Genomic DNA, 23,784 nt, shown 5'->3' with positions numbered 1-23,784 from the left:
ACCCCGGCGTCACAAACCGTTCTAAAGATAGAGACCTTCGCGCTGAGAGCGCATCAGGTCGATCATCCTCGCATCCGGTTTGTCCCAGAGAAGAAGGCGGATTTCGGCAACGAGATCGCCGCGTTCGCCGTTTTCCATGATCAGGCCTTCGCCGGGAATGCGGATGGCCTGGTCCGAGCCGGACCATTCCGGCACCGTCACGGGAAGGGGGCCAAGCGGTCCCTCGATGGTCGTTTCGCAGCCAAGGACGGCATTCTCGATCGTGATGGGCAGGTCGATCTTAAGGTCGAAGCCGTCGACACGGAAGCGGCCCGGCGTGATGCGAACGGTAGCGACGACATCGCCGCGGCGCAGGCCTTCCATGCGGTAGCCGGCCTCCTTGAGGCGGATCACCTGGCCATCCGTCGTGCCGGCGCCGATGGGGATGCGGATCGTCTGTCCTTCCGGCGTTTCGATGGTAGGGCGCACCTTGTTCAGGATGTCCTCGACGGAGACGCTGACATCCGTGACGAGATCGGGCGCCTTTTCCATCTTGGCGCGGCTGCCGCGGATGCGGCGAAGAATTGCGGAGATGAGGGTCGCACCCGGGGCTGCGACTTGTGTGGCGGCGGCCTCGTCGGTCTCGTCGGCGGCCTTGCGGGCGTCCTGCGCCGGCGCGGCATTCGGCTGGGCCTGCTGCTGTTGAGGTTGCGAACGCGGCTGTGCGCCGGCATCGGCCTGTGCGTTTCGCGAATCGACGCCGAAGATGCGGGCGATCATGTCCTCCGCGTCCTCGTTGCTAACGCGCGGTGGCTCGCTGCGTGCCTTGCGCTCCGCCTGCTGGCGGCGCATCTGCTCCATGCGGCGCATTTCCGCCTCGCGCTGCTGGCGGTCGTAGCGGCTGCGCTTGTCGGGATCGCGCAACAGGTCATAGGCGCGGCCGGCCTCGGTGAAGCGCACGGTTGCGAGCGGATCGTCGTGATTCTGGTCGGGATGCACGGCTTTCGCCAGCGAACGCCAGGCCGCCTTGATTTCCTCTTGCCCGGCGCTTCGTTTCACGCCGAGGACCGAATAGGGATCACGCATAACTCATACCCGTTTCCGTTGTGGCGGCCATGGTAGCGGCGAACGTCCTAATCGGCTCTTACGGATCAGGGTTTAGAAAGTGTTATCCCTGGCGGTCGAAGGCCAGGAGCATCCATTCGCCGGAATTGCTCATGCAGGTGCGGCCGGAGAAGTTGGCGATGCCCTGGTAGGAATGTTTCGTGGTCACGAAATCCCGGCAGGTGCGGCCGGCCCGGTCCTGATTCTCGGCGATGGAACTGATGACGCCAGCGCTGCCGGAGGCGGAATTGGCCCACGGGATGGCGTTCCCGCCGGTGCGGGCGAGGTCTGCGGAAGACACGGCATTGCGCACGGTGATTTCGTCGGTCAGACGTTCCGTGTTGCCGTTGGATACGGTGCTGGTGCGCAGCGACGTGTCGACCTTGCTGTCGGAAAACAGGTCAAGGCCGCTCATGCAGCCGGAAAGGACAGTGCCGGACATCATGACGGCAAGAACCCCAAGGCCACGCACCCAGTATCGCTTTGTGTACGGTCGCGTTTTTGTTATGTCTTTCACTCCAGCCTGCCTCATACAGCTAGATAGATCGGCATTGAGTTAAATATGAGTGACAATGCGTTAACAAGCGGTGACTTCACCGAGGAAAACGAACCCTACATCCTTTTCGGCCATTGGCTGGAGGACGCGGGAAAGACCGAGCCCAACGATCCCAATGCGCTCGCGCTTTCCACCGTCGACGCGACGGGCATGCCGAATGTGCGCATGGTCCTGCTCAAGGGCTTCGACGAGCGCGGCTTTGTGTTCTACACCAATTTCGAGAGCCGGAAGGGCGAGGAGCTTCTCTCTGCCCGCAAGGCCGCCATGTGCTTCCACTGGAAATCGCTACGCCGCCAGATCCGCATTCGCGGCGATATCGAGGTGGTGAGCGATGCGGAGGCCGATGAGTATTACGCCTCGCGTCCGCGCGGCAGCCGTATCGGGGCGTGGGCATCCAAGCAGTCCCGGCCGCTGCAAAGCCGCTTCGCGCTTGAGAAGGCGGTAGCGGAATACACTGCGCGCTACGCGATCGGCGAGATCCCGCGCCCGGCGCACTGGTCCGGCTTCCGCCTGAAACCCGTCTCGATCGAGTTCTGGCACGACCGCCCCTTCCGCCTGCACGACCGGGTGGAGTTCCGCCGTACGGAAGACGGCGCGGGATGGACGAAGGTTCGGATGTATCCCTGACGGTCAGCGCCGTATCAGCCGGAAGGGAATGCCCGAGGCCAGCGCGCCCACATATTTCGGCTTCTGGTACAGGCCGTTGAGCGAGATGCGCGGCAGCGATGTCGGGGTGTCGAAGGAGCGTGCCGAAAGCGTGCCGGGTTCCGTCGTCACGGCAACGCGGAAGCCAAGTTCCTTGGCCAGCCGGTGCTCGCGCGGCGAGACGGACTGCCTGTCGCCATAGGGATAGGCGAGGGTGTCCGGCCGACGGCCAATAATGGCGGCGATACGTTCCGCCGAAAGGTCGATCTCCTGTCGCGCCTCGTCGTCGCTCAGGCGGGCCAGCGACCGGTGACTGATTGTATGCGCGCCGATGGAGGCCAGCGGGTTGAGTACGAGGCTCTTCAGCTCGGGCTCGCGCATCACGAGCCGCTCGGTGATCATGAGCGGTTCGATGCCGTTTGCCTTCGCCGTCGCGTCGAGCTGCGCGATCGCCGACGCCTCGTCCGTCTCGGAATGGATGAATCGCGCGAAGCGGTCGAAGGCGGCCTGTTTCTGGAAGGGCGTTGCGAGCGGCAGGGTAACCGGGCCGGGGCCGAAATCGAATTCGAGATGGGATACGGCGCGCAGCAGCTCCGTCAGCGTCTCCCACCAGATGCCGTGCGTCTTGCCCGCAAAGCCCGGGGCGACGAAAACGGTGAACGGCACCCTGTGCTGCGTGAAGACCGGCTGGGCATGCACCGCATTGTTGCGATAGCCGTCGTCGAGCGTGAAGGCGGCGAAACGCTCGCCGGCGCGCGCGATGGCTAGGCGCGCCGGCATGTCGGCAAGTGCCACGAACTGATAGCCTTCCTCCGTCAGATGCCGGATGGCGGTATCGAGGAATTCCGGCGTGATCTCCAGATGCGCATTGGGATCGAAGGTCTGCGGCGTCTTCGGCCGGACATGATGCAGCGTGAAGATCGCCCCCATGCCGCGGGCCGAGGACATCAACCCGACCCGTTCGGCCAGATGCGCGAACTCCAGCCCACCCGTGATGACGGCGCGCTTCAGTTTCTGTCGCATGGCATTTCGGATCGGCATGTCGTTTCGGTCTTTCCGCGTCATTTCGAGCGGTCGTTATCGCACCCGGCCGGTATCCGAGTGGTTAACAGGGGCTTTCCTGTCGCGCACCGGCGGTGCACGTCCGGGCTGGAAGGTGAGGAGGCGAACCACCTCCATGGCAATGGCGAGGATGTTGTCGAACATGTCTTCATGCTCCATGCGTTGAACCTGCATGGATTGTCAGCCCGCTTGCCTGTCGGGCTCAAACGAGTTTATCGTCGACTTCAAATGACTTGAGGTTATGCAATGAAACGCGGACGACTGCCCCTGACGGCATTGCGGAGTTTTGAGGCGGCGGGGCGGCTCAGCAGCTTCACGCTTGCGGCCGATGAGCTTTCGGTGTCGCAGGCCGCCGTGAGCCGGCAGGTCAAGGAGCTGGAGGCAGAGCTCGGCAAGCCGCTGTTCGAACGCCGCCATCGCAGCGTACGGCTGACGGCAGCCGGCCGCAGCCTGCTCGATGTCCTCTCCCGCTCCTTCGATGCCATGGACGCGAGCCTTTCGGAAATCCGTGGTCGACGCGGCGGCGGGCTTCTGGAAATCAGCGCGGAACCTTCGTTTGCCGCCTGCTGGCTGGTCTCGCATCTGGAGGATTTTCGCGCCGGCCATCCCGAGATCGACGTGGCCGTCGATTCCGACATGCGGCTCATCGAATTCCGCACCCACGAAGCGGAAATCGCCATCCGCCATGGCATGGATGCAAAAGTCTGGCCGCGCACGGAAGTCGATCTTGTCGCCGAGGTCGATCTGGTGCCGGTGATCGCGCCAGGGCTCCTGGCATCCGGCCCGCCATTGGGCGAACCTGCCGATCTTCTCGCGCACACCCTGTTGCACGAGGAGAACCGCAGCGTCTGGGAGCGCTGGTTTGCCGCCGCTGGCGTGGAGGGCGTGCCGCTTGGCCGCGCGCAGATATTTGCCGAGGGGAACCTGGTGCTGCAGGCCGTGCTGCGCGGCCACGGCGTCGCGCTGGTCGATCGCTTCCTGGCCGCCGAGGACATTGCCGCCGGCCGCATCGTGCAGCCGTTCGACCTGTCGATCCGCCACGGCGCCTACTGGCTGGTGGCGCGCAGCTTCAAGCGCCTCTCACCGGAAGCGCGCGCCTTCCGGCAGTGGTTGCTCCAGCGGATTGCGGTGCCGGGCGGAATGTGATGAGGGGTGGCTCGAGCAGGTCCTGAAAAATCAGGTCTTCGTCCCGCCCACCGTGATCTGGTCCATCCGAAGATGCGGCTGGCCGACGCCGACCGGCACCCACTGGCCAGCCTTGCCGCAATTGCCGATGCCGGTATCGAGCTTGGTGTCGTTGCCGATCATCGAAACGCGACGCATGGCGTCCGGTCCGTTGCCGATCAGCATGGCGCCCTTGACCGGTGCCGTCACCTTGCCGTTCTCGATGAGATAGGCTTCGGTGCAGCCGAAGACGAATTTGCCCGATGTGATGTCGACCTGCCCGCCGCCGAAGGAAACGGCATAGATGCCATTCTTCACCGAGGCGATGATCTCGTCCGGCGTCTTGTCGCCGGAGAGCATGTAGGTGTTCGTCATGCGCGGCATGGGGCGGTAGGCATAGCCCTGCCGGCGGCCGTTGCCGGTCGCCTTCATGCCCATCAGCCGGGCATTCTGACGGTCCTGCATGTAGCCCACAAGCTTGCCGTCCTCGATCAGCACATTGTAGGCCGAGGGCGTGCCTTCGTCGTCGATGGTGATCGAGCCGCGGCGGTTGTCGATGGTGCCGTCGTCGACGACGGTGACACCCTTGGCTGCGACCTGTTCGCCCATCAGCCCGGCGAAGGCGGAGGTCTTCTTGCGGTTGAAGTCGCCCTCCAGCCCGTGGCCGACGGCTTCATGCAGCATCACGCCCGGCCAGCCGTTGGCAAGCACCACATCCATGGTGCCGGCCGGGGCTTCGACGGCCTCGAGATTGACGAGCGCCTGACGCAGCGCCTCGTCGGCGCCGGCATGCCAGCTTTCCTGGGTCAGGAAGGCGTCGAAAGTGGTGCGTCCGCCGGTGCCGAAGCTGCCGGTCTCCTGGCGGTCGCCGTCACCCACCACGACGGAAATGTTGATGCGCGTCATCGGGCGCACATCGCTGACGCGATGGCCGTCGGCGCGCAGGATGTTGACGACCTGCCAGCTTGCCGCAACCGAGGCCGTGACCTGCCGCACCTTCGGGTCCTTGGCGCGCAGATAGGCGTCGATTTCGGTCAGAAGCGCCACCTTCTCCTCGAAGGTCGGCGCGCCGATCGGATTGTCGGGGCTGTAAAGCTGCCGGTTGGTGCCCTGCGGCGCGGCGGCATAGTCACCGGAATAGCCGCGCGTGACGGCGCCGGCGGCATCGGCCGCGCGCTTCAGCGCCGAAAGGCTCATCTCGCCGGAATGGGCGTAGCCGACGGCGTCGCCGGCAACGGCGCGCAGCCCGAAACCCTGGTCGGTGTTGAAGCTGCCGCCCTTCAGGCGACCGTTGTCGAAGGACAGTGATTCGGCCTGCGCGTGTTCGATGAACAGCTCGCCGTCATCGGCACCCTTGAGCGTTTCCCGGAGCACGGCCTGCACGGTCGCCTCGTCGGCATCGAAGAGGGAGAGTAGGTCGGTGTTCATGGCAGGCTCCGCAAGCAATGGTGGACGGGGCTCATGTAAGTTCCCCGGCGGCGGGCGGCAAGCCCGCCGGCGACAGGCTCACGGCAGCGCGTCGTAGCCTTCGCCAAATCCCTTGAGATCGACAGGGATGCCGATGCCCTCTTCGGGAGACTGGAAGACGATGAACGTCGCCGTCGCACCGGAGCGGAATGTCTTCAGCAGTTCATCCTCCAGCACCACCTCGGCATAGCAGCCATCGGCGAAGCAGCGGACGAAATAGGCCCGGCCGATATCCTTGCCGTCGACATTGAGGCCGAGGCCGTTGGGCAGGAGCACGCCGAGCGGGGCGAGAACGCGCAGGATCTTCGCCTTGCGGTCGGCCGTCTTCAGCACGACGACGGAAAGGCCCAGTTCCGGCCGGTCCTCCGCCAGAACATTCTGCATCAGCGCGCACTGCTCGCCGGATGCGCCGGCCGGCTGGTCACAGACGATGGACCAGGCGCCATGGTTGGATTTCACCGTTCCGGGCTGCTGCGCTGCGGAGAGGGAAGGAAGTGCCGTGGCGCCGAGCGCGAAGACGGCAAGGCCGAACGCCGCCCGTGACAGCCGGGAGAGGGGAGTGAAACCCATGAAAACCTCGGAATCTCGAATCAGTCGGGCTATCTTTGAATAGCCGGCGGCGAAATGAAAAGCCCCGGCCGCTGCTTTCCGATTGATTGAAGGCGGAAATTGGACGCGATCGCGCACTTTCATGCCATCGGCCCGCACTTTATTTAATAGGCAGTGTGCTGTGGCCGCCTTTGCCACGCAAACGGGTAGCCGTTCGAAGCAGGCTCGCCGCTGCCAAACCTTTCATGCTATAGACAAATGTGAAGAAACTGTGGGGAGTGGCCACATCCGTTTGCGTTTGCGCAAAAATGCCGCACGGGGGCATCCCCATGGCGGTTGCGGCGGACATGAAACTATGATTTTAAGCACTCAGTATAGCAGGGATTCTGCGCGTCTGTTTGATCCCGATCAAACGCCTTGGGGAGATACGTTGTGAAAAACAAAGCTTTTGCAGGTCTGGCCGCTCTTGGCTGTCTGCTCTTTGCTTCGACCGCCTTCGCTGATCAGCCGTTCGACTGGCAGAAGGGCCTCCAGCCCGCCGCGACCTCGATCATGGAAGAAATTCGCTGGTTCGAGCAGTACACACTGTGGTTCATCGTTCCGATCACCCTGTTCGTTCTCCTTCTGCTCATCGTCGTCGTCGTCAAGTTCCGCGAAAGCAAGAACCCGGTGCCGTCCAAGACCAGCCACAACACGGCTATCGAGGTCGTCTGGACGCTCGGCCCGGTCGTCATCCTCCTGTTCCTTGCCGTTCCCTCCTTCCAGCTGCTGACCAAGCAGCTCGCTCCCACGGAAGAGCCGGAACTGACCATCAAGGCCACCGGTTTCCAGTGGTACTGGGGTTATGAGTATCAGGTCGGCGACAACCCGCTCTCCTTCGACAGTCTCCTTCTGCATGACAACGATCGCGCCGCCGCCGGCAAGGAAGACAAGTCCGTCTATCCGCGCCTTCTGGCCGTCGACAACGAAGTCGTGGTTCCCGTTGGCAAGCATGTCCGTCTCCTCGTCACCGCCGGTGACGTGATCCACGCTTTCGCCATGCCGTCCTTCGGTGTGAAGATCGATGCCGTGCCGGGCCGCATGAACGAGACCTGGTTCAAGGCCGAGCGCGAAGGCCTGTTCTACGGCCAGTGTTCCGAGCTCTGCGGCAAGGACCATGCGTTCATGCCGATCGCCATCCGCGTCGTTTCGCAGGAAAAGTTCGATACCTGGCTTGCTGCCGCCGCGACGAATGTCGGCGAGGCAAACAAGGCCCTGATGGCGTCTGTCGACGGTGCGGACAAGTCCGTAGACGTCGCCCAGAACGCCGCGCAGTAATACCTAGGGAGTCAGATCCATGGCCGGAACATCCGCTGCCCACGGCGATCATCACGATCACCACGAACACAAGCCGCTTACTTTTTTTCAGCGTTGGTTCCTGTCGACCAACCATAAGGATATCGGCACCCTCTACCTCATCTTCGCGATCTGTGCGGGCATCATCGGCGGCACGCTGTCGATCTTCATGCGCATGGAGCTTCAGGAGCCTGGCATCCAGATCTTCCACGGTCTGGCGCAGATGGTCTACGGCTTCGAGGGCGATGCCGCCATCGACGGCGGCAAGCACATGTTCAACGTCTTCACGACGGCGCACGCGCTCATCATGATCTTCTTCATGGTTATGCCCGCGCTGATCGGCGGCTTCGCCAACTGGATGGTTCCGATCATGATCGGCGCGCCTGACATGGCGTTCCCGCGCATGAACAACATCTCGTTCTGGCTCATCATCCCGGCCTTCCTGCTGGTCTTGCTTTCGATGTTCGTCGAAGGCCCGGCGGGTGCCTATGGCGCGGGGGGCGGCTGGACGATCTATCCGCCATTCTCGACGGCCGGTCAGCCCGGTCCCGCGATGGACCTCGTGATCCTCGGCCTGCACATTGCCGGCGCGTCCTCGATCCTCGGTGCGATCAACTTCATCACCACGATCCTGAACATGCGCGCTCCGGGCATGACGCTGCACAAGATGCCGCTCTTCGCCTGGTCGGTTCTGATCACCGCCTTCCTTCTCCTGCTTTCGCTGCCGGTTCTGGCAGGTGGCATCACCATGCTGCTGACGGACCGCAACTTCGGCACGGCCTTCTTCGCGCCGGAAAACGGCGGTGACCCGATCCTCTTCCAGCACCTGTTCTGGTTCTTCGGTCACCCGGAAGTGTACATCCTGATCCTGCCCGGTTTCGGCATCATCAGTCACATCGTGTCCACCTTCTCGCGCAAGCCGATCTTCGGCTACCTCGGCATGGCCTATGCCATGGTCGCCATCGGCGCCGTCGGCTTCGTCGTGTGGGCCCACCACATGTACACGGTCGGCATGTCGCTCGACACGCAGCGCTACTTCGTGTTCGCCACGATGGTCATCGCCATTCCGACGGGCATCAAGATCTTCTCGTGGATCGCGACGATGTGGGGCGGCTCGATCCGCTTCACGACCCCGATGGTCTGGGCGATCGGCTTCATCTTCCTGTTCACCGTCGGCGGCGTCACGGGCGTTCAGCTCGCCAATGCCGGCCTCGACCGTGCCCTGCACGACACCTACTACGTGGTTGCGCACTTCCACTACGTTCTGTCGCTCGGCGCCGTCTTCGCCATCTTCGCTGCCTGGTACTACTGGTTCCCGAAGATGAGCGGCTACATGTATTCCGAGTTCATCGGCAAGCTGCACTTCTGGGTCATGTTCATTGGCGTGAACCTGGTCTTCTTCCCGCAGCACTTCCTCGGCCTCGCCGGCATGCCGCGCCGTTACATCGACTACCCGGATGCCTTTGCGGGTTGGAACGCGGTGTCGTCCTACGGTTCGTATATTGCGGGCGTCGGCGTGCTGATCTTCCTCTTCGGTGTCTTCGAAGCCTTCGCAAAGAAGCGCGTCGCCGGCGACAATCCGTGGGGCGAGGGTGCAAACACCCTGGAATGGCAGCTGTCTTCGCCGCCGCCGTTCCACCAGTGGGAACAGCTCCCGCGCATCAAGTAAGATCTTGCGATCGGGGCCGCCGGCAACGGCGGCCTCAATACTGGGAAATACCGGCGGAGGCCGGGGCAAGGGCGCTGGCGATGAGCCTCAGCCTGCAACCCAACCTTCGTCATCCTCGGGCTTGGCCGGAGGATTCATCCCGCATCATCCGGCGTGCCGTGGGTGTGGATCCTCGGGTAACGTCCGAGGATGATGGTGGAGAGGGGAAGCCGTGAGGCTGACGCTCTCGGACAAAAGAACGGAAACATCATGGCGGTCATCGAGCATCACGAAACGGTTCCGGGCGGCGGCGAGGTCTACCTCTCCGAAGCGTCGCCGCGTGATTTCTTCGAGCTCCTGAAGCCGCGCGTCATGTCGCTTGTCGTCTTTACGGCCTTTGCGGGCCTCGTCGTCGCGCCCGGCTCGATCAATCCGGTCATCGGCGTCATCGCGATCCTCTGTATCGCCGTGGGTGCCGGTGCATCCGGTGCCCTGAACATGTGGTACGATGCCGATATCGATGCGGTCATGACCCGCACCGCCCAGCGTCCCATTCCGTCCGGCCGCATCCGGCCCGAAGAGGCGCTCGCCTTCGGCCTGACGCTCTCGGCCTTTTCGGTCGGTATTCTCGGCCTGGTGGTCAACTGGCTTGCAGCCGGCTTGCTTGCCTTCACCATCTTTTTCTATGCCGTCGTCTATACGATGTGGCTCAAGCGCTCGACGCCGCAGAACATCGTCATCGGTGGCGCGGCCGGCGCCTTCCCCCCCATGATCGGCTGGGCCTGCGTCACCGGCGGAGTGTCCGTCGAGAGCGTCGTGCTCTTCCTCATCACCTTCCTCTGGACGCCGGCGCATTTCTGGGCGCTCGCGCTGTTCAAGATGCGCGACTACGAGGCCGTCGGCGTGCCGATGCTGCCTAACGTGTCCGGCGAGGCGACGACCAAGGTGCAGATCCTGATCTACGCCGTGCTGACCGCCGTTATCTCGGTCGTCCCGACCTTCCTCGGCTTTGCCAGCCTCGGCTACGGTCTCTTTGCCGCAGCGCTTGGCATTGGCTTCGTGTGGTACTCCATCGGCGTGTTGCGCATGCCGGAGGGGGATCGCGCGATGGTGCCGGCCAAGAAGCTCTTTGCCTTCTCGCTTGTCTATCTGTTCGCGGTGTTCTCCGGCCTCATGCTCGACCACCTGATCGCGTCATTTGGATGGGTGCTGTAATGGAAACCGTAAAGCTCACCGATAGCCAGAAGAAGGCCCGCCGCGGCCGCAACCTCGCGCTCGGCGCCGTTCTTCTCGGCCTCGTCGTCCTGTTCTACATCGTCACGCTGATCAAGTTCGGCGGCGGGATGGCAGGCTGACCATGAGCGAACCGAAGAAGACCGAAAAGAGCGGAATGGGCAACGGCGCCGTCGTCGCCATGTGCTGTTCCTTCGTCATCGGCATGGGCGCGATGGCCTATGCCGCCGTGCCGCTTTACGAGATGTTCTGCAAGGTCACCGGTTACGGCGGCACGACGCAGCGCGTCGAGCAGGCTTCCGATGTCGTTCTCGACCAGAAGATCAAGGTCCGTTTCGATGCAAACGTCGCGCCGGGCCTGCCGTGGACGTTCACGCCGGTCCAGCGCGAGATCGAGCTGAAGATCGGCGAGACCGTGCAGGTGTTCTACAAAGCCCGCAACAATTCTTCCAAGCCGGCGACCGGCCAGGCGACATTCAACGTCACGCCGGAAGCGACCGGGGCCTATTTCAACAAGGTCCAGTGCTTCTGCTTCACCGAGACGACGCTGAAGCCCGGTGAGGAAATGGAAATGCCCGTCGTCTTCTTCGTCGATCCGGAGATCGTCAAGCCGGTGGAGACAAAGGGCGTCCACACGATCACGCTGTCCTATACCTTCTTTCCGCGAGAGGCGTCGAAGCCGGTGGCTGCGGCTGCGGACGTGAAGACGGGCGACGCGAATAACCTTTGAAAGACATGCGTTTCCGGCTATGCCGGGAACGGAACGCGATACATTCGGGGATAAGTCAAATGGCCGATGCGCATCAGAAGAAACACGACTACCACATCATCGACCCCAGCCCGTGGCCGCTGCTCGCATCCATCGGCGCCTTCGTCCTGGCGTTCGGCGGCATCGGTTACATGCGCTACCTGTCGGGCGGTGCATTCCACCTGTTCGGCCTGAACTTCGCCACGCCGTGGGTCTTCTACATCGGCCTGCTGATCACGCTCTACACCATGTATGCGTGGTGGGCCGACACGGTGAAGGAAGCGCATGAGGGGCACCATACCCGCGTCGTGTCGCTGCACCTGCGCTACGGCATGATCATGTTCATCGCTTCGGAAGTGATGTTCTTCGTCGCCTGGTTCTGGGCCTTCTTCGATGCCAGCCTGTTCCCCGGCGAAGCCATTCAGGCCGCCCGAGCGGAATATACCGGTGGCGTCTGGCCGCCGAAGGGCATCGAGGTTCTCGATCCCTGGCACCTGCCGCTCTACAACACCGTCATCCTGCTGCTCTCGGGCACCTGCGTGACCTGGGCGCACCACGCTCTGCTGCACAACGACCGCAAGGGCCTGATCAACGGCCTGGCGCTCACCGTTGCGCTCGGCGTGCTGTTCTCCTTCGTGCAGGCTTACGAATACGCTCACGCACCGTTCGCCTTCAAGGATTCCATCTACGGGGCGACCTTCTTCATGGCGACCGGCTTCCACGGTTTCCACGTTCTGGTCGGCACGATCTTCCTGATCGTCTGCCTCATTCGCGCCATGCGCGGCGACTTCACCCCGAAGCAGCATTTCGGCTTCGAGGCTGCCGCCTGGTACTGGCACTTCGTCGACGTTGTCTGGCTGTTCCTCTTCTTCTCCATCTACATCTGGGGTGGCTGGGGCGCACCGATCGCGCATATGTAAGCGCGACGACGAACAGACCTTCGAAACGGCCGCAGCGATGCGGCCGTTTTGCGTTGCGCCCTTTGTCGCGGACTTTCGATTGGACGCAGGTGGCGGCGGCGATATAGAACCGTCTTGACCGGCCGGCGATTTATGCCGGTGGCAAGACACGGAAGCGATCATGGACGAGGACAAGGCCCTTTACCCACCTGTGGAGCCCTTCAAGGCGGGCGCGCTGGGCTGCTGCCCGCGCTGCGGCCAGGGCAAGCTCTTCGACGGGCTTCTCAAGGTGAAGCCGGCCTGCTCCAATTGCGGCCTCGACTATTCCTTCGCCGATTCGGGCGATGGGCCGGTCGTCTTCGTCATCCTGATCGTCGGTTTCATCGTGGTCGGCGCCGCCCTGTGGACGGAGGTGAATATCAACCCGCCGCTCTGGGTGCATTTCATGCTGTGGATCCCGCTGGTGATCGTGCTGGGCCTTGCGGTAACGCGCATCCTCAAGGGACTGCTGATCGCGCTGCAGTATCGCAATCGCGCCCGTCCCGGTGAGATCGACCGTGGCTGAGGTGCCCACGCATTCCGCGCCAAGGGCCGGCAAGGGTAGAGCGATCCTGACGGGTGTCGCCTTTCTGGCGGCGCTTGCCATTCTTCTTTCGCTCGGCACCTGGCAGGTCGAGCGCCTGCAGTGGAAAGAGAAGCTTCTTGCCGATATCGCCGAACGCCGTGTCGCGCCTCCGGTGGTGTTTGATGAGATCGAGGCGATGGCGGCGCGGGGCGAGGATATCGAATATCGCCCCGTCACGGTTACGGGTGTTTTCGCCAACAACCGGGAACGGCATTTCTTCGCGACCTGGCGGGGCCAGACCGGCTACTATGTCTACACCCCGCTCCAGTTGGCCGATGGCCGGTTTCTCTTCGTCAACCGCGGTTTCGTGCCCTATGAGGCGAAGGAACCGGAAATGCGCAAGCAGGGGCAACTGACCGGCGAGCAGACGGTAACGGGCCTCGCCCGAGGGCGCCTTGCCGAAAAGCCGTCGGCCATCGTGCCGGAAAACGACCTCGCCAAGAACATCTTCTACTGGAAGGATCTCGATGCGATGGCGGCCAGCACCGGCATCGCGGCCGACAGGCTGGTGCCCTTCTTCATCGATGCCGGCGACGCGCCCAATCCAAAGGGCCTGCCGATCGGCGCCGTCACGCAGTTCGACCTGCCGAACAATCACCTGCAATATGCCCTCACATGGTATGGACTTGCCGCAGCGCTGGTAGGCGTGATGCTCTATGCGCGTTTCCGGCGAAAGGGCGATCGCCCGGAGGGCTGAACGCAGCCGGGCGTGGGAACGAAAGGAAAGCGCATGCAGATCCTCGCAACCCTTTTCGTGGCGCTCGTCGCCCTCGAGCACATCTATATCCTTGTGCTCGAAATGTTTCTCTGGACAACGCCGCGGGGCCTGAAGGCCTTCGGCATGACGCCGGCGCAGGCTGAGGCGACGAAGACGCTCGCCGCCAACCAGGGCCTCTATAATGGCTTCCTTGCCGCCGGCCTCGTCTGGTCGTTACTTCACCCCAATCCGGACGTCGCTTTCCAGCTCAAGCTGTTTTTCCTTGGCTGTGTGCTGGTGGCCGGCCTATATGGGGGCGCAACGGCCTCACGGAAAATTTTCGTCATCCAGGCGCTTCCTGCGGCCATCGCCCTTGTTGCCGTCCTCATTGCCGGATAACCGATACGCATGACCGAGAACCGACCGGACTTGACTATCAGGCTTTGCGGCCCGCGCGGCTTTTGCGCGGGCGTGGACCGTGCCATCCAGATCGTCGTGCTGGCGCTGAAGGCCTATGGCGCGCCCGTTTATGTGCGCCACGAGATCGTTCACAACCGCTATGTCGTGGAAGGCCTGGAAGCCAAGGGCGCGATCTTCGTGGAGGAACTCGATGAGATTCCGGCGGAACACCGCCAGCAGCCCGTGGTGTTCTCCGCTCACGGCGTGCCAAAATCCGTGCCGGCGGATGCCGAGGCGCGCAACCTCTTCTATCTCGATGCCACATGCCCGCTCGTGTCCAAGGTCCACAAGCAGGCCATGCGTCACCAGCGGCTCGGCCGTCATGTCGTGCTGATCGGCCATGCCGGCCACCCGGAAGTCATCGGCACGATGGGCCAGCTGCCGAACGGCACCGTCGATCTTATCGAGACCGTCGAGGATGCCGACCGCTACACGCCGCCCGATCCCGACAATCTCGGCTTTGTTACACAGACCACGCTGTCCGTCGATGACACCGCCGGGGTCATCAAGCGCCTGCACGAGCGCTTCCCGAACCTTACGGCGCCGGCTGCAGATTCGATCTGCTACGCCACCACCAATCGGCAGGAAGCCGTGAAGCAGGCGGCACCCGGCTGCGATCTCTTCCTCATCGTCGGTGCGCCCAACTCGTCGAACTCCAAGCGCCTCGTCGAAGTGGCGCTGAGGGCAGGGGCGACGAAGTCCGTGCTCGTCCAGCGCGCATCCGAGATCGACTGGGAGACGATCGGCGATATCCGCACGGTCGGCCTATCGGCCGGCGCGTCCGCGCCCGAGGTCATCGTCAACGAGATCATCGAGGCATTCCGCGCCCGCTACAATGCGGTGGTGGAGCTTGCCGATACGGTGGAGGAAAACGAACACTTCCTCGTCAACCGCGAACTGCGGACAATCGAGCTCACCACCGCCGACATGGCCTTCGTCAATGGGGAATAGGGCTCGTCGGCGTTCATTGCAGCGCGCGTCCCTCCGTTCTCTCCCGTCCTTTCTTCAAGCCTGAGACCCGCCGTGGCCGTCTATACCGATATCACCGAAGACGATCTCTCCAGCTTCCTGACTGCCTATGATGCCGGCACGCTCCTGTCCTACAAGGGCATCGCCGAAGGCGTGGAGAATTCCAACTTCCTGCTGCACACCACGAAGGGCCCCTTCATCCTGACGCTTTACGAAAAGCGCGTGGATCGGGACGACCTGCCGTTTTTCCTCGGCCTGATGCATCACCTGGCGGAGCGCGGGCTCTCCTGCCCGCTGCCGTTGCCGCGCAACGACGGGGCGCTGCTCGGCGAATTGTCCGGCCGTCCGGCCGCAATGATTTCCTTCCTGGAAGGCATGTGGCTGCGCAAGCCCGCCGCAAAACATTGCCGGGAAGTCGGCCGGGCGCTGGCGAAGATGCATCTCGCCGCTGAAGGCTTCCAGATCAGGCGTGAAAATGCGCTTTCCGTCGAAGGCTGGCGGCCGCTCTGGGACAAGTCCGCGGCGCGGGCCGATGAGGTCGAAACCGGGCTTCAGAAGGAAATCGGCCAGGAACTGCATTATCTGGAAGCGCACTGGCCGGATAATCTGCCTGATGGCGTCATTCACGCCGATCTGTTCCCCGACAATGTCTTCTTCATCGGCGACGATCTTTCCGGCCTGATCGACTTCTATTTCGCCTGCAACGACTACCTCGCCTACGATGTCGCCATCTGCTTGAATGCCTGGTGCTTCGAGAAGGACGGCTCCTACAATCTCACAAAGGGCATGGCGCTGCTCGATGGCTACGAGAGCGTTCGCCTGCTCTCCGACGAAGAGGCGGCGGCGCTGCCGCTCCTGGCGCGCGGATCGGCGATGCGCTTCTTCCTGACGCGGCTCTACGACTGGCTGATGACCCCGGCCGGCGCCCTTGTTGTGAAAAAGGACCCGCTGGAATATCTGCGCAAGCTGCGCTTCCACCGCGCGGTCGAAAACCCTGTCGAATACGGTCTCTCCCGATGAAGCATGTCGATATTTTTACGGACGGCGCCTGTTCGGGCAATCCGGGCCCCGGCGGCTGGGGTGCGGTGCTGCGCTATGGCGAGGTCGAAAAGGAATTGAACGGCGGCGAGCCGGACACGACCAACAACCGCATGGAACTGATGGCCGCCACCAATGCGCTGACGGCGCTGAAGGCGCCTTGCGAGGTCGATCTCTACACGGACTCGAAATATGTCATGGACGGCATTTCCAAGTGGATTTTCGGCTGGAAGAAGAACGGCTGGAAGACCGCAGACAAGAAGCCGGTGAAGAACGGTGATCTTTGGCAGGCGCTGGATGCGGCGCGATCGCGCCACAAGGTCGAGTGGCACTGGGTCAAAGGCCATGCCGGCCACCCGGAAAACGAACGCGCCGACGAACTCGCCCGCAAGGGCATGGCGCCGTTCAAGCGATCCTGATCCGTCACGCAGCCGCCGAAGCGATCGCGACGAGCGAGAACCCGCCGAGCACGAGGGCAGCACCCTGATAGGCATGTTGCTTCAGCCGGCGCGGCAGAAGCGAGCCACCCAGAATCCATAGAAGTCCCGCCGTCATCGACAGAGCGATATAGGTGGTGATCCAGACTGGCAGGTTCGCACCTGTGCCCGGTGGAATGAGCACCACGCCAACGACCATCGCCTTGGGATTGAGAATGGTCGTCAAGAGCACCCGCGCGAACGCGCGCCGGGGCGCCTCCGCCGCATCTGTGTTGCGCGCCCGCCAGAGCTGGATGGCGGAAAACAGCAGCCACGCGGCCGCGATCGTCTTCATCACGACAAGCCCGGCCGGCATGTGCGTTACCCATTGTGCGATGAGGGCGAAGAAGGTGACTGCGGCGGCGTAGCCCGCAGCCTCCGCCAGCACCAGTGCCGCACCGCGCCGCATGCCGAAGGCAGCGCCATAGGCGGCAAGCAGCGTGTTGGTGGGGCCGGGGGTGAGAAGCAGAAACAGCGACGTGGTGATGAATGTCAGCGTGACCATGAAGAGGTGACCATGTACCGGGTTACGCTCGCCGGCGCGACCGGATCACGCGCTGCAAGCGATATGCTGACGGCAGGCATAAAGGCGCCCGCATGCGGGCGCCTTGGCATGGATCAAAGCTGTTCGATCATTGCGGCGGCAGCTGAAACGGTTGCCTGGCCGGGGCTTTCCTCGACATTCAGCGTCTTCACCACGCCGTCGTCGACGAGCATGGAATAGCGCTTGGAGCGAACGCCGAGCGTGCCTGCGGAAAGATCGATATCCATGCCCAGCGCCTTTGTGAAGGCGGCATCCCAATCGGCGATGAAGCGCAGCTTGCCCGCACCACCCGTCGAGGTCGCCCACGCGCCCATGACGTGCAGGTCGTTGACGGCGACGACGACGATGTCATCGACGCCCTTGGCGAGGATCGCGTCGCGATTTTCCAGGTAGCCCGGCAGATGGTTCAGCGAGCAGGTGGGCGTGAAGGCGCCCGGAACAGCGAAGAGCACGATGCGCTTGCCGCCGAAAAGTTCGGCGGTCGAGACTTCGGCGGGACCGTCCGGCGTGCGCTCCTTGAGCTTGAGGTCGGGCAGCTTGTCTCCAACGGCAATGGTCACGGCGTCTCTCCTGTCTATATGATGGAAGCGGCCCGCAAGGGCCTGCCGCGGCACTATAGAAGAGGCTCATTCGATGGCAAGCGGGCTTTCCATCGTCCTGTCGCCCACGCGTACCGTCAGCCGGATCGGGTCCTTGTCCAGATCGTAAACCTTCGGCTTGTTGAGCACGGGCACCTCTGCGACGAAGACGCCGCCCTCCCGGCGCACGGGACCTGCGGCGCCGAACTCGAAGGAGGACGAGCCGGAAAGGAAGACATCCGGCAGCGGCCCGTCGGCAGGCGCTTCGAAACGCACGGAGATGCTCTTGTCGTCGGCCGCGAAACGGCCGGAGAGCGGCTTGAAGCCGTCGCCCGCGCCATGGGGAAGGCTGGCCTCGGCATCCGCGATCGCCACTTCCTCCAGCGGACTGGCGAAGGCCTCGCCGCTGGCATCCGCCGTCAGTTCGGCCTGCACGGGCACACAGATTTCCTTGCAAACGCCGAGAAAGACCGTCGCGGTAATCGAGCCGCCGCCCGATTTTGCATCAAGTATCAGCGGCAGTCTGACAGGCGCGTCATAGCCCACGTAATGGGTCTCCTTGTCGCCCAGACGGCGCGGCGCGGGGAAGCCGATCGACTTGAGCTCCGCGCCGCTGATCGAAACCGAGGGAGGAATGCCGCTGCCGCCGGGATCGCGCCAATAGGTCTTCCAGCCATCATGCAGGCGAATGTCGAGCATGGCGCGCACCGTGCCGTCGGCCGCGCGCGGCAGCGTCACGAGGCGCACGTCGCCGCCCGGCGTCTCGAACCAGGGCGAGCTGGCGGCAAGCGCTGGTGAGGTCGCGGAAAGGAGAAGCAGGGCTGCGATTTTCGGGTGTTTCATGAGGCACATTTAACGCCGGCCAAAGTGGCTTTCCAGCGGCAAACGTAGGTGTGGCGATCATAATAGCTTGATCGGCGTGGCACTGCTATGCGCCCTGCGGCGGGCCGACCCATATCGCCGCCCTAAAAGAACACTTTTCATTTGATGGCGAATTGATAGGCTGGGTGCACTATGGCTATGTCGGTTCTGAAAAACAGACGCGAGCGCGGTTTCCTTGACGGTCAGTTCCTGATCGCCATGCCGGGTATGGCCGACGCAAATTTCGCCCGCACCGTGGTCTATATCTGCGCCCATTCCGATGACGGCGCGATGGGCTTCGTCATCAACCGGCCCCAGCAGCTCAGCTTCTCGGATGTGCTGCTGCATCTGGAAATCGCCGATGAGGACGAGCTGATCCGCATGCCCGGCGCCACGCGTGATTTCCCCATCCGCTGCGGCGGGCCGGTGGAGAGCGGCCGCGGCTTCGTGCTGCATTCCGACGATTACCTGTCCGAATCGAGCATTCCCGTCAGCGATGACATCTGCCTGACGGCCACGCTCGATATCGTGCGCGCCATCTCGCATGGGCGAGGGCCCCAGCGCGGCCTGATGATGCTCGGTTACGCCGGCTGGGGGGCAGGACAGATCGAAAACGAGATCGGTGCGAATGGCTGGCTGACCTGCCCGGCACAGGAAGAACTCATCTTCGACACCAATCTCGACAGCAAATACGAGCGGGCGCTCGGCCTCATGGGCATCACCCCCGCCATGCTGTCCACCGAGGCCGGCCACGCCTGAATCGTCTTGGAATTTTAGCGGGCCTGCGGGAACTAGTTGAGACTATCCCCGTTTGTAGAACGCGCCGCTGACGGCGTCTCGAACAAAGGGATAATCGCAATGGGCAGCACGAGCGACAAGATCAAGGGTACGGCAAACGAGCTGACCGGCAAGGCCAAGCAGGCAGCCGGCAAGGCCACGGACAATCCGAAGCTGCGCGCCGAAGGTGCGGCTCAGGAAGGCAAGGGCAAGGCCCAGAAAACCGTGGGCAAGGCCAAGGATGCCGTCAAGGGCGCCGTCGACCGCATGTGATCCGACGGAATGGCGCGGCCATTCCATCATCGAATGATTTTAAGCCCGTGCCGGTTTCCCGGCGCGGGCCTTCTGTAAAAACCATCCCCCGGGATTGCCATGAAGCTCTTTACCTGCGCCACCTGCGGCCAGACCATCTATTTCGACAACCGGTTTTGCGTGCGCTGCGGTTCCGCGCTCGGTTTCCTGGCGCAGGATGTGATGCTCCATGCGCTGGTCCCGGCCGGAGAGGCTATGTGGACCGTTGCAGGGCGTGACGGTGTCTTCCGCTTTTGCGACAACGCCGCCCATGACGTCTGCAACTGGCTCGTGCCCGCCGATGGTCCGCATGCCTTCTGCGAAGCCTGCCGCCACAACCGCATCGTGCCCACCACGGATCCGCAGGGGTTAGAGCGTTGGCGGCGTATCGGCGCAGCACAGCGCCACCTATTCTATTCCATCCTGCGCTGGAGCCTGCCGCGCCCGACCCGCGAGGAGGATCCCGCTGGCGGTCTCGTCTTCGATTTCCTGGCCGACGAAGTGGATATGAACGGCAATGTCGTCAGCGCGGCCATGACGGGCCATGAGGATGGCTTGATCAGCCTGCGGGCGGCGGAGGCCGACGATGCGGTGCGTGAGAGCGTGCGCGTTTCGATGGGCGAACCCTATCGCTCCCTGCTCGGCCATTTCCGCCACGAGATCGGCCATTTCTACTGGACGCAGCTGGTTCGCGACGAGGCTATGGTGGAGGAGGCGCGCCGCCTGTTTGGCGACGAGCGCGAGGATTATGCCGCCGCCCTCCAGCGCAACTATACGGAAGGCCCGCCGCCGGACTGGCCGCAGCACTTCATCAGTACCTATGCTGCCGCGCATCCCGCCGAAGATTTCGCAGAATGCTGGGCGCATTTCTTCCATATCGTCGATACGCTGGAGACGGCCCGCAGCTTCGGCCTCAACACCGATCCGAAGGGCCATGAGGAACTCGAGGCCGAAGTGACCTTCGATCCCTATCGCGCCGCTAATGCCGGGCGTCTCGTCGAATCCTGGATCCCGCTCAGTGTTGCTCTGAATGCCATCCAGCGTTCCATGGGACAGCCTGACAGCTACCCGTTCGTGCTGCCGCCGCCCGTCGTCGACAAGCTGGATTTCATCAACAGGCTGGTAAGAGGCGTCAGGCAGTAAGAATTGTCCAGTGGGGACAGATTTCCCTACCGCCTAATACCTGTCACGCCCGCTTCATCAGCGGAAACCGCTCCTTGAGCAGCCGCTGGACGGAATCGTAGCCGATCGGCGGGCCGAAGAGATAGCTCTGGCCGAACTCGCACCCCATATTGCCGAGTTCGATAGCATCCTCTTCCGACTCGATACCTTCCGCCACCACCTGCATTTCCAGCTCGCGCGCCATCGAGATGACGGAGCGCAGAAGCACGGTGCGCTTGTCGGAGCCGTCGCGCACCAGCGCCTTGTCGATCTTGATCATGTCGAAGGGGAAGCGGGTCAGGTAGGACAGGGACGAATGGCCGGTTCCGAAATCGTCGAGCGCCAGGCCGAGTCCGAGGTCGCGCAGCTTGTTGAGGATCAGGCGCGCCTGTTCTGGATTTTCCATCACGACGGATTCGGTAAGCTCCAGCTTGATCTTCTCGGGCTCGCAGCGCGTGCGGGCCAGCGCGGCGCGCACATCGTTGTAGAGCTCGTTGTTGAGAAGTTGCGAGCTGGAGAGGTTGACCGAAACGAAGATCGGCAGTTCGCCGGTGTGCAGCTGCCAGTCCATGAGGTCGCTCGCCGCCTTGTCGAAGGCGAAGAGGCCGAGCTGGCCGATGAGGTCCGACGCCTCGGCGATGGGAATGAACTCCGCCGGCGAGATATTGCCCCGCTTGGGATGATCCCAGCGCATCAGTGCCTCGAAGCCGGCGATTTCCGCATCATGGAGGCGTACGATCGGCTGGTAGACGAGGGAGAGTTCCTTGCGCTCGATGGCACGGCGCAGGTCCGTCTCGATCTGAAGCCGGTCCGCGCCGAAGGTGCGGAAGGCGGGGCGGAAGGGCTCGACGCGGTTGCCGCCGGCTTTCTTGGCCCGATACATGGCAAGCTCGGCGTCGTTGAGAAGCCCCGCCGCGTCCTCCTGCTGGTCGACCCAGGAAACCAGACCAATGGAGGCCGTCAGGATGATTTCCCGGCCGCCGAAATTGATCGGCACCATGATCGCCTTGCTCACGGCATCGGCGAAATCCGCCACCTTGGCCGGGTCGCGCTCCGACAAAAGGATGAGGCCGAACTGGTCGCCCGAGAGGCGCGCCAGCGTGTCCTGCGGTCGCAGCAGGCGGCGCAGGCGCCGCGTCAGCGCAATCAAGATATTGTCGCCGGCGGCGATGCCTAGCGCATCGTTGACCTGCTTGTAGCGGTCGATGTCGATGGTCATGACGGTGGGGCGCACCGTTTCCGAGCTTGCCGTCAGTGACAGCATGGCTTGTAGGCGGTCGAGGAAGACCTGGCGGTTCGGCAGGCCCGTAAGGTTGTCGTGCAGCGCGTCCTGCAGCAGCCGGTCGACGGAATTGCGCTGCTCCGTGATGTCGATGATCGTGCCCACACAGCGGATGATCTCGCCGTTGGCGCCGAGCACCGGCCGGGCGCGGATCGAAAGCCAGTGGTAGTGACCGTCTTCGGCGCGCACGCGGAACTGATGATTGAGCCGGCCCCGGCGGTGCTCCAGCAGTACGTCGAGCGTAGCGCGGAAGCGGTCGCGGTCATCGGGATGCAGGCGCGGCAGCCAGTTGCGGGCGGGACCGTGCATGACACCGGGTGCTAGGCCGAGCTGGATGGAGATGTCGGGAATGGTCACGACGCGGTCGCGCGCCACGTCCCAGTCCCAGACCGTATCACCCGAGCCGGTCAGCGCCAGCGACTGGCGCTCGAGATCGGAGAACAGGCCCTGGCTGTAGGCGCCGCCGGCAAAGGCGTGCTGCATGACCGTGAAGCCGATGAGCAGCACGATGAGAACGAGACCCCCGCCGAGCGCCGGCTGGATGATGTCGTTGTTGAGCTGGCCGGTGACCGTGAGCCACGCGCCGAACAGCCAGACGAGGATCAGCGCCCACGCCGGCACGAGCAGGATGGCGCGGTCGTATCGGTTGAAGCCGAGATAGGCGATGAGCACGATACCCACCGTTCCCGTCAGCGCGAAGGACAGGCGCGCAATGCCGGCGGCAATCGGCGGATCGTAGATCGCCACGCCGAAGAGCAGGCCAAGTCCCAGGATCCAGGCGAGCGTCGCGTAGGACAGATGGGCATGCCAGCGATTGAGGTTCAGATAGGTGAAAAGGAAGACCACGAGGCCGGCGGCAAGAAACACCTCCGTTCCCGCGCGCCATATGCGCTCGTCACCGGCAGTGATGCTGATGAGCTTCGACAGAAAGCCGAAATCCACACAGATGTAGCCGAGCACCGCCCAGGCGAGCGCGGCCGTCGCCGGCAACATGGAGGTGCCCTTCACCACGAAGAGGATGGTCAGGAAGACGGCGAGGAGGCCCGCAATGCCGAGCACGATGCCGCGATAGAGCGTGAAGGCGTTGACCGTGTCCTTGTAGGCATCCGGTGCCCAGAGATAGATCTGCGGCAGGTCGGGCGTGGCGAGTTCGGCGACGAAGGTCACCACGGAGCCGGGATCGAGCGTGATGCGGAAGACATCAGCCTCGTCGCTTGGCTGGCGGTCCAGCGCAAAGCCCTGGCTCGGCGTGATGGAGATGATGCGCTTGGCGCCGAGGTCGGGCCAGAACAGCTTGGATTGCACGAGGCGGAAGTGCGGGGCGACGATCAGGCGGTCGATCTGTTCGTCGGAAACATTGGCGAGCGCGAAGACGGCCCAGTCGCCCTGATGCGTATCGGAAGTCGCCCGCACCTCGATGCGCCGCACGATGCCGTCGGTGCCGGGTGCCGTGGAAACCTGGAAGGCTTCGCCCCGGCCCGTATAGATCTCCGTCGTGGCGGTCAGGTCGAGGGCGGTGTCGTCACGCGAAATCCGCACAGGCTCGACAGCAAACGCCTGCCCGGCGAGCGAGGCGAACAGCACCATCGCCGCCAGCAGGATGAGATATGAGGACCGGCTGGCACGCAGCGCGAGCG

At 63.3% G+C, this 23,784-nt stretch carries 26 protein-coding genes and 1 pseudogene; 17 read left to right on the top strand and 10 right to left on the bottom strand.

Annotated features, from left to right (window positions below; translation table 11 throughout):
* Window positions 1-21 precede the first annotated feature (21 nt).
* Entirely contained in the window at window positions 22-1,065 is a 1,044-nt protein-coding gene (locus MKI86_RS20200) for a DnaJ C-terminal domain-containing protein (RefSeq protein WP_241604697.1), read from the bottom strand.
* A gap of 82 nt (window positions 1,066-1,147) precedes the next feature.
* A complete protein-coding gene (locus MKI86_RS20195) occupies window positions 1,148-1,555 on the bottom strand; it encodes an RT0821/Lpp0805 family surface protein (protein WP_241604696.1) in 408 nt (135 codons plus the stop codon).
* Window positions 1,556-1,645: 90 nt separating this feature from the next.
* Between MKI86_RS20195 and pdxH the strand changes: the two genes are divergently transcribed.
* Window positions 1,646-2,266: a pyridoxamine 5'-phosphate oxidase gene (pdxH, locus tag MKI86_RS20190; RefSeq protein WP_241604695.1), complete on the top strand. Its 621-nt coding sequence runs from the start codon at window positions 1,646-1,648 to the stop codon at window positions 2,264-2,266.
* Between the two features lie 3 nt (window positions 2,267-2,269).
* Here pdxH and MKI86_RS20185 read toward each other — a convergent pair whose 3' ends face one another.
* Window positions 2,270-3,307: a polysaccharide deacetylase family protein gene (locus tag MKI86_RS20185; RefSeq protein ID WP_241604694.1), complete on the bottom strand. Its 1,038-nt coding sequence runs from the start codon at window positions 3,305-3,307 to the stop codon at window positions 2,270-2,272.
* A 54-nt stretch (window positions 3,308-3,361) separates the two neighbouring features.
* Window positions 3,362-3,490, bottom strand: a complete 129-nt coding sequence (locus MKI86_RS23810) for a hypothetical protein (RefSeq protein ID WP_256465752.1) — start codon at window positions 3,488-3,490, stop codon at window positions 3,362-3,364.
* 102 nt (window positions 3,491-3,592) lie between these two features.
* On the opposite strand from MKI86_RS23810, the gene MKI86_RS20180 reads away from it, so the two are divergent.
* Window positions 3,593-4,492: a LysR substrate-binding domain-containing protein gene (locus MKI86_RS20180; protein WP_241604692.1), complete on the top strand. Its 900-nt coding sequence runs from the start codon at window positions 3,593-3,595 to the stop codon at window positions 4,490-4,492.
* 30 nt (window positions 4,493-4,522) lie between these two features.
* On the opposite strand, the gene tldD is transcribed toward MKI86_RS20180, so the two are convergent.
* Both tldD and MKI86_RS20170 read right to left on the bottom strand, forming a co-directional pair.
* Window positions 4,523-5,938: a metalloprotease TldD gene (tldD, locus tag MKI86_RS20175; protein ID WP_241604689.1), complete on the bottom strand. Its 1,416-nt coding sequence runs from the start codon at window positions 5,936-5,938 to the stop codon at window positions 4,523-4,525.
* Window positions 5,939-6,016: 78 nt separating this feature from the next.
* Window positions 6,017-6,547, bottom strand: coding sequence for an invasion associated locus B family protein (locus MKI86_RS20170; protein ID WP_134648882.1), 531 nt, complete (start codon window positions 6,545-6,547; stop codon window positions 6,017-6,019).
* Between the two features lie 411 nt (window positions 6,548-6,958).
* On the opposite strand from MKI86_RS20170, the gene coxB reads away from it, so the two are divergent.
* From coxB to rnhA, 12 genes and pseudogenes are all read left to right on the top strand, one after another.
* Window positions 6,959-7,843, top strand: coding sequence for a cytochrome c oxidase subunit II (coxB, locus tag MKI86_RS20165; RefSeq protein ID WP_241604687.1), 885 nt, complete (start codon window positions 6,959-6,961; stop codon window positions 7,841-7,843).
* Window positions 7,844-7,862: 19 nt separating this feature from the next.
* Window positions 7,863-9,530 carry a cytochrome c oxidase subunit I gene (ctaD, locus tag MKI86_RS20160; protein ID WP_134648880.1) on the top strand — a complete coding sequence of 556 codons (1,668 nt, stop codon included), beginning with the start codon at window positions 7,863-7,865 and terminating at the stop codon, window positions 9,528-9,530.
* Between the two features lie 249 nt (window positions 9,531-9,779).
* Window positions 9,780-10,726: pseudogene (locus MKI86_RS20155) on the top strand (heme o synthase); the annotation flags it as partial.
* Complete coding sequence (locus MKI86_RS20150) at window positions 10,724-10,864, top strand: cytochrome c oxidase system small membrane protein (protein ID WP_134648879.1); 141 nt, start codon at window positions 10,724-10,726, stop codon at window positions 10,862-10,864. The pseudogene MKI86_RS20155 and the gene MKI86_RS20150, both read left to right, overlap by 3 nt.
* 2 nt (window positions 10,865-10,866) lie before the next feature.
* Complete coding sequence (locus MKI86_RS20145) at window positions 10,867-11,472, top strand: cytochrome c oxidase assembly protein (protein ID WP_241604683.1); 606 nt, start codon at window positions 10,867-10,869, stop codon at window positions 11,470-11,472.
* A gap of 59 nt (window positions 11,473-11,531) precedes the next feature.
* Complete coding sequence (locus tag MKI86_RS20140; protein WP_134648877.1) at window positions 11,532-12,410, top strand: cytochrome c oxidase subunit 3; 879 nt, start codon at window positions 11,532-11,534, stop codon at window positions 12,408-12,410.
* Between the two features lie 160 nt (window positions 12,411-12,570).
* The gene (locus MKI86_RS20135; protein WP_241604681.1) at window positions 12,571-12,954 is read left to right on the top strand and encodes a DUF983 domain-containing protein; all 384 of its coding nucleotides are present in this window, start codon (window positions 12,571-12,573) and stop codon (window positions 12,952-12,954) included.
* Between the two features lies 1 nt (window position 12,955).
* Window positions 12,956-13,711: an SURF1 family protein gene (locus MKI86_RS20130; protein WP_370880037.1), complete on the top strand. Its 756-nt coding sequence runs from the start codon at window positions 12,956-12,958 to the stop codon at window positions 13,709-13,711.
* 33 nt (window positions 13,712-13,744) lie between these two features.
* Window positions 13,745-14,110, top strand: a complete 366-nt coding sequence (locus MKI86_RS20125; RefSeq protein WP_241604677.1) for a DUF1304 domain-containing protein — start codon at window positions 13,745-13,747, stop codon at window positions 14,108-14,110.
* Between the two features lie 9 nt (window positions 14,111-14,119).
* Window positions 14,120-15,121 (top strand): 4-hydroxy-3-methylbut-2-enyl diphosphate reductase, encoded by a 1,002-nt coding sequence (gene ispH, locus MKI86_RS20120; RefSeq protein ID WP_241604675.1) that lies wholly within the window; start codon window positions 14,120-14,122, stop codon window positions 15,119-15,121.
* 72 nt (window positions 15,122-15,193) lie between these two features.
* On the top strand, window positions 15,194-16,159 hold the full coding sequence (locus MKI86_RS20115) for a homoserine kinase (RefSeq protein WP_241604673.1): 966 nt from the start codon (window positions 15,194-15,196) through the stop codon (window positions 16,157-16,159).
* On the top strand, window positions 16,156-16,596 hold the full coding sequence (gene rnhA, locus MKI86_RS20110) for a ribonuclease HI (RefSeq protein ID WP_241604671.1): 441 nt from the start codon (window positions 16,156-16,158) through the stop codon (window positions 16,594-16,596). The genes MKI86_RS20115 and rnhA overlap by 4 nt, the downstream gene beginning before the upstream one ends.
* Window positions 16,597-16,600: 4 nt before the next feature.
* Here rnhA and MKI86_RS20105 read toward each other — a convergent pair whose 3' ends face one another.
* The 3 genes from MKI86_RS20105 to MKI86_RS20095 all read right to left on the bottom strand — a co-directional run bounded on the left by MKI86_RS20105 (window position 16,601) and on the right by MKI86_RS20095 (window position 18,618).
* Window positions 16,601-17,158, bottom strand: a complete 558-nt coding sequence (locus tag MKI86_RS20105) for a LysE family translocator (RefSeq protein ID WP_241604670.1) — start codon at window positions 17,156-17,158, stop codon at window positions 16,601-16,603.
* Window positions 17,159-17,271: 113 nt separating this feature from the next.
* A complete protein-coding gene (locus MKI86_RS20100) occupies window positions 17,272-17,757 on the bottom strand; it encodes a peroxiredoxin (RefSeq protein ID WP_241604668.1) in 486 nt (161 codons plus the stop codon).
* A gap of 66 nt (window positions 17,758-17,823) precedes the next feature.
* Window positions 17,824-18,618 carry a protein-disulfide reductase DsbD domain-containing protein gene (locus MKI86_RS20095; protein WP_241604666.1) on the bottom strand — a complete coding sequence of 265 codons (795 nt, stop codon included), beginning with the start codon at window positions 18,616-18,618 and terminating at the stop codon, window positions 17,824-17,826.
* Window positions 18,619-18,789: 171 nt separating this feature from the next.
* On the opposite strand from MKI86_RS20095, the gene MKI86_RS20090 reads away from it, so the two are divergent.
* The 3 genes from MKI86_RS20090 to MKI86_RS20080 all read left to right on the top strand — a co-directional run bounded on the left by MKI86_RS20090 (window position 18,790) and on the right by MKI86_RS20080 (window position 20,847).
* Window positions 18,790-19,395, top strand: coding sequence for a YqgE/AlgH family protein (locus tag MKI86_RS20090; protein WP_241604664.1), 606 nt, complete (start codon window positions 18,790-18,792; stop codon window positions 19,393-19,395).
* A gap of 99 nt (window positions 19,396-19,494) precedes the next feature.
* Window positions 19,495-19,686 carry a CsbD family protein gene (locus MKI86_RS20085; protein WP_160870771.1) on the top strand — a complete coding sequence of 64 codons (192 nt, stop codon included), beginning with the start codon at window positions 19,495-19,497 and terminating at the stop codon, window positions 19,684-19,686.
* Window positions 19,687-19,785: 99 nt separating this feature from the next.
* Window positions 19,786-20,847: a zinc-binding metallopeptidase family protein gene (locus tag MKI86_RS20080; protein WP_241604662.1), complete on the top strand. Its 1,062-nt coding sequence runs from the start codon at window positions 19,786-19,788 to the stop codon at window positions 20,845-20,847.
* Window positions 20,848-20,890: 43 nt separating this feature from the next.
* Here MKI86_RS20080 and MKI86_RS20075 read toward each other — a convergent pair whose 3' ends face one another.
* A complete protein-coding gene (locus tag MKI86_RS20075; protein WP_370880036.1) occupies window positions 20,891-23,734 on the bottom strand; it encodes an EAL domain-containing protein in 2,844 nt (947 codons plus the stop codon).
* Window positions 23,735-23,784: the final 50 nt, after the last annotated feature.

Origin of the sequence: Shinella sedimenti (assembly GCF_022601905.1) — a bacterium.
In the GTDB taxonomy this organism is placed as follows: Bacteria; Pseudomonadota; Alphaproteobacteria; order Rhizobiales; family Rhizobiaceae; genus Shinella; species Shinella sedimenti.
This window is presented reverse-complemented; position numbering and strand designations above follow the sequence as displayed.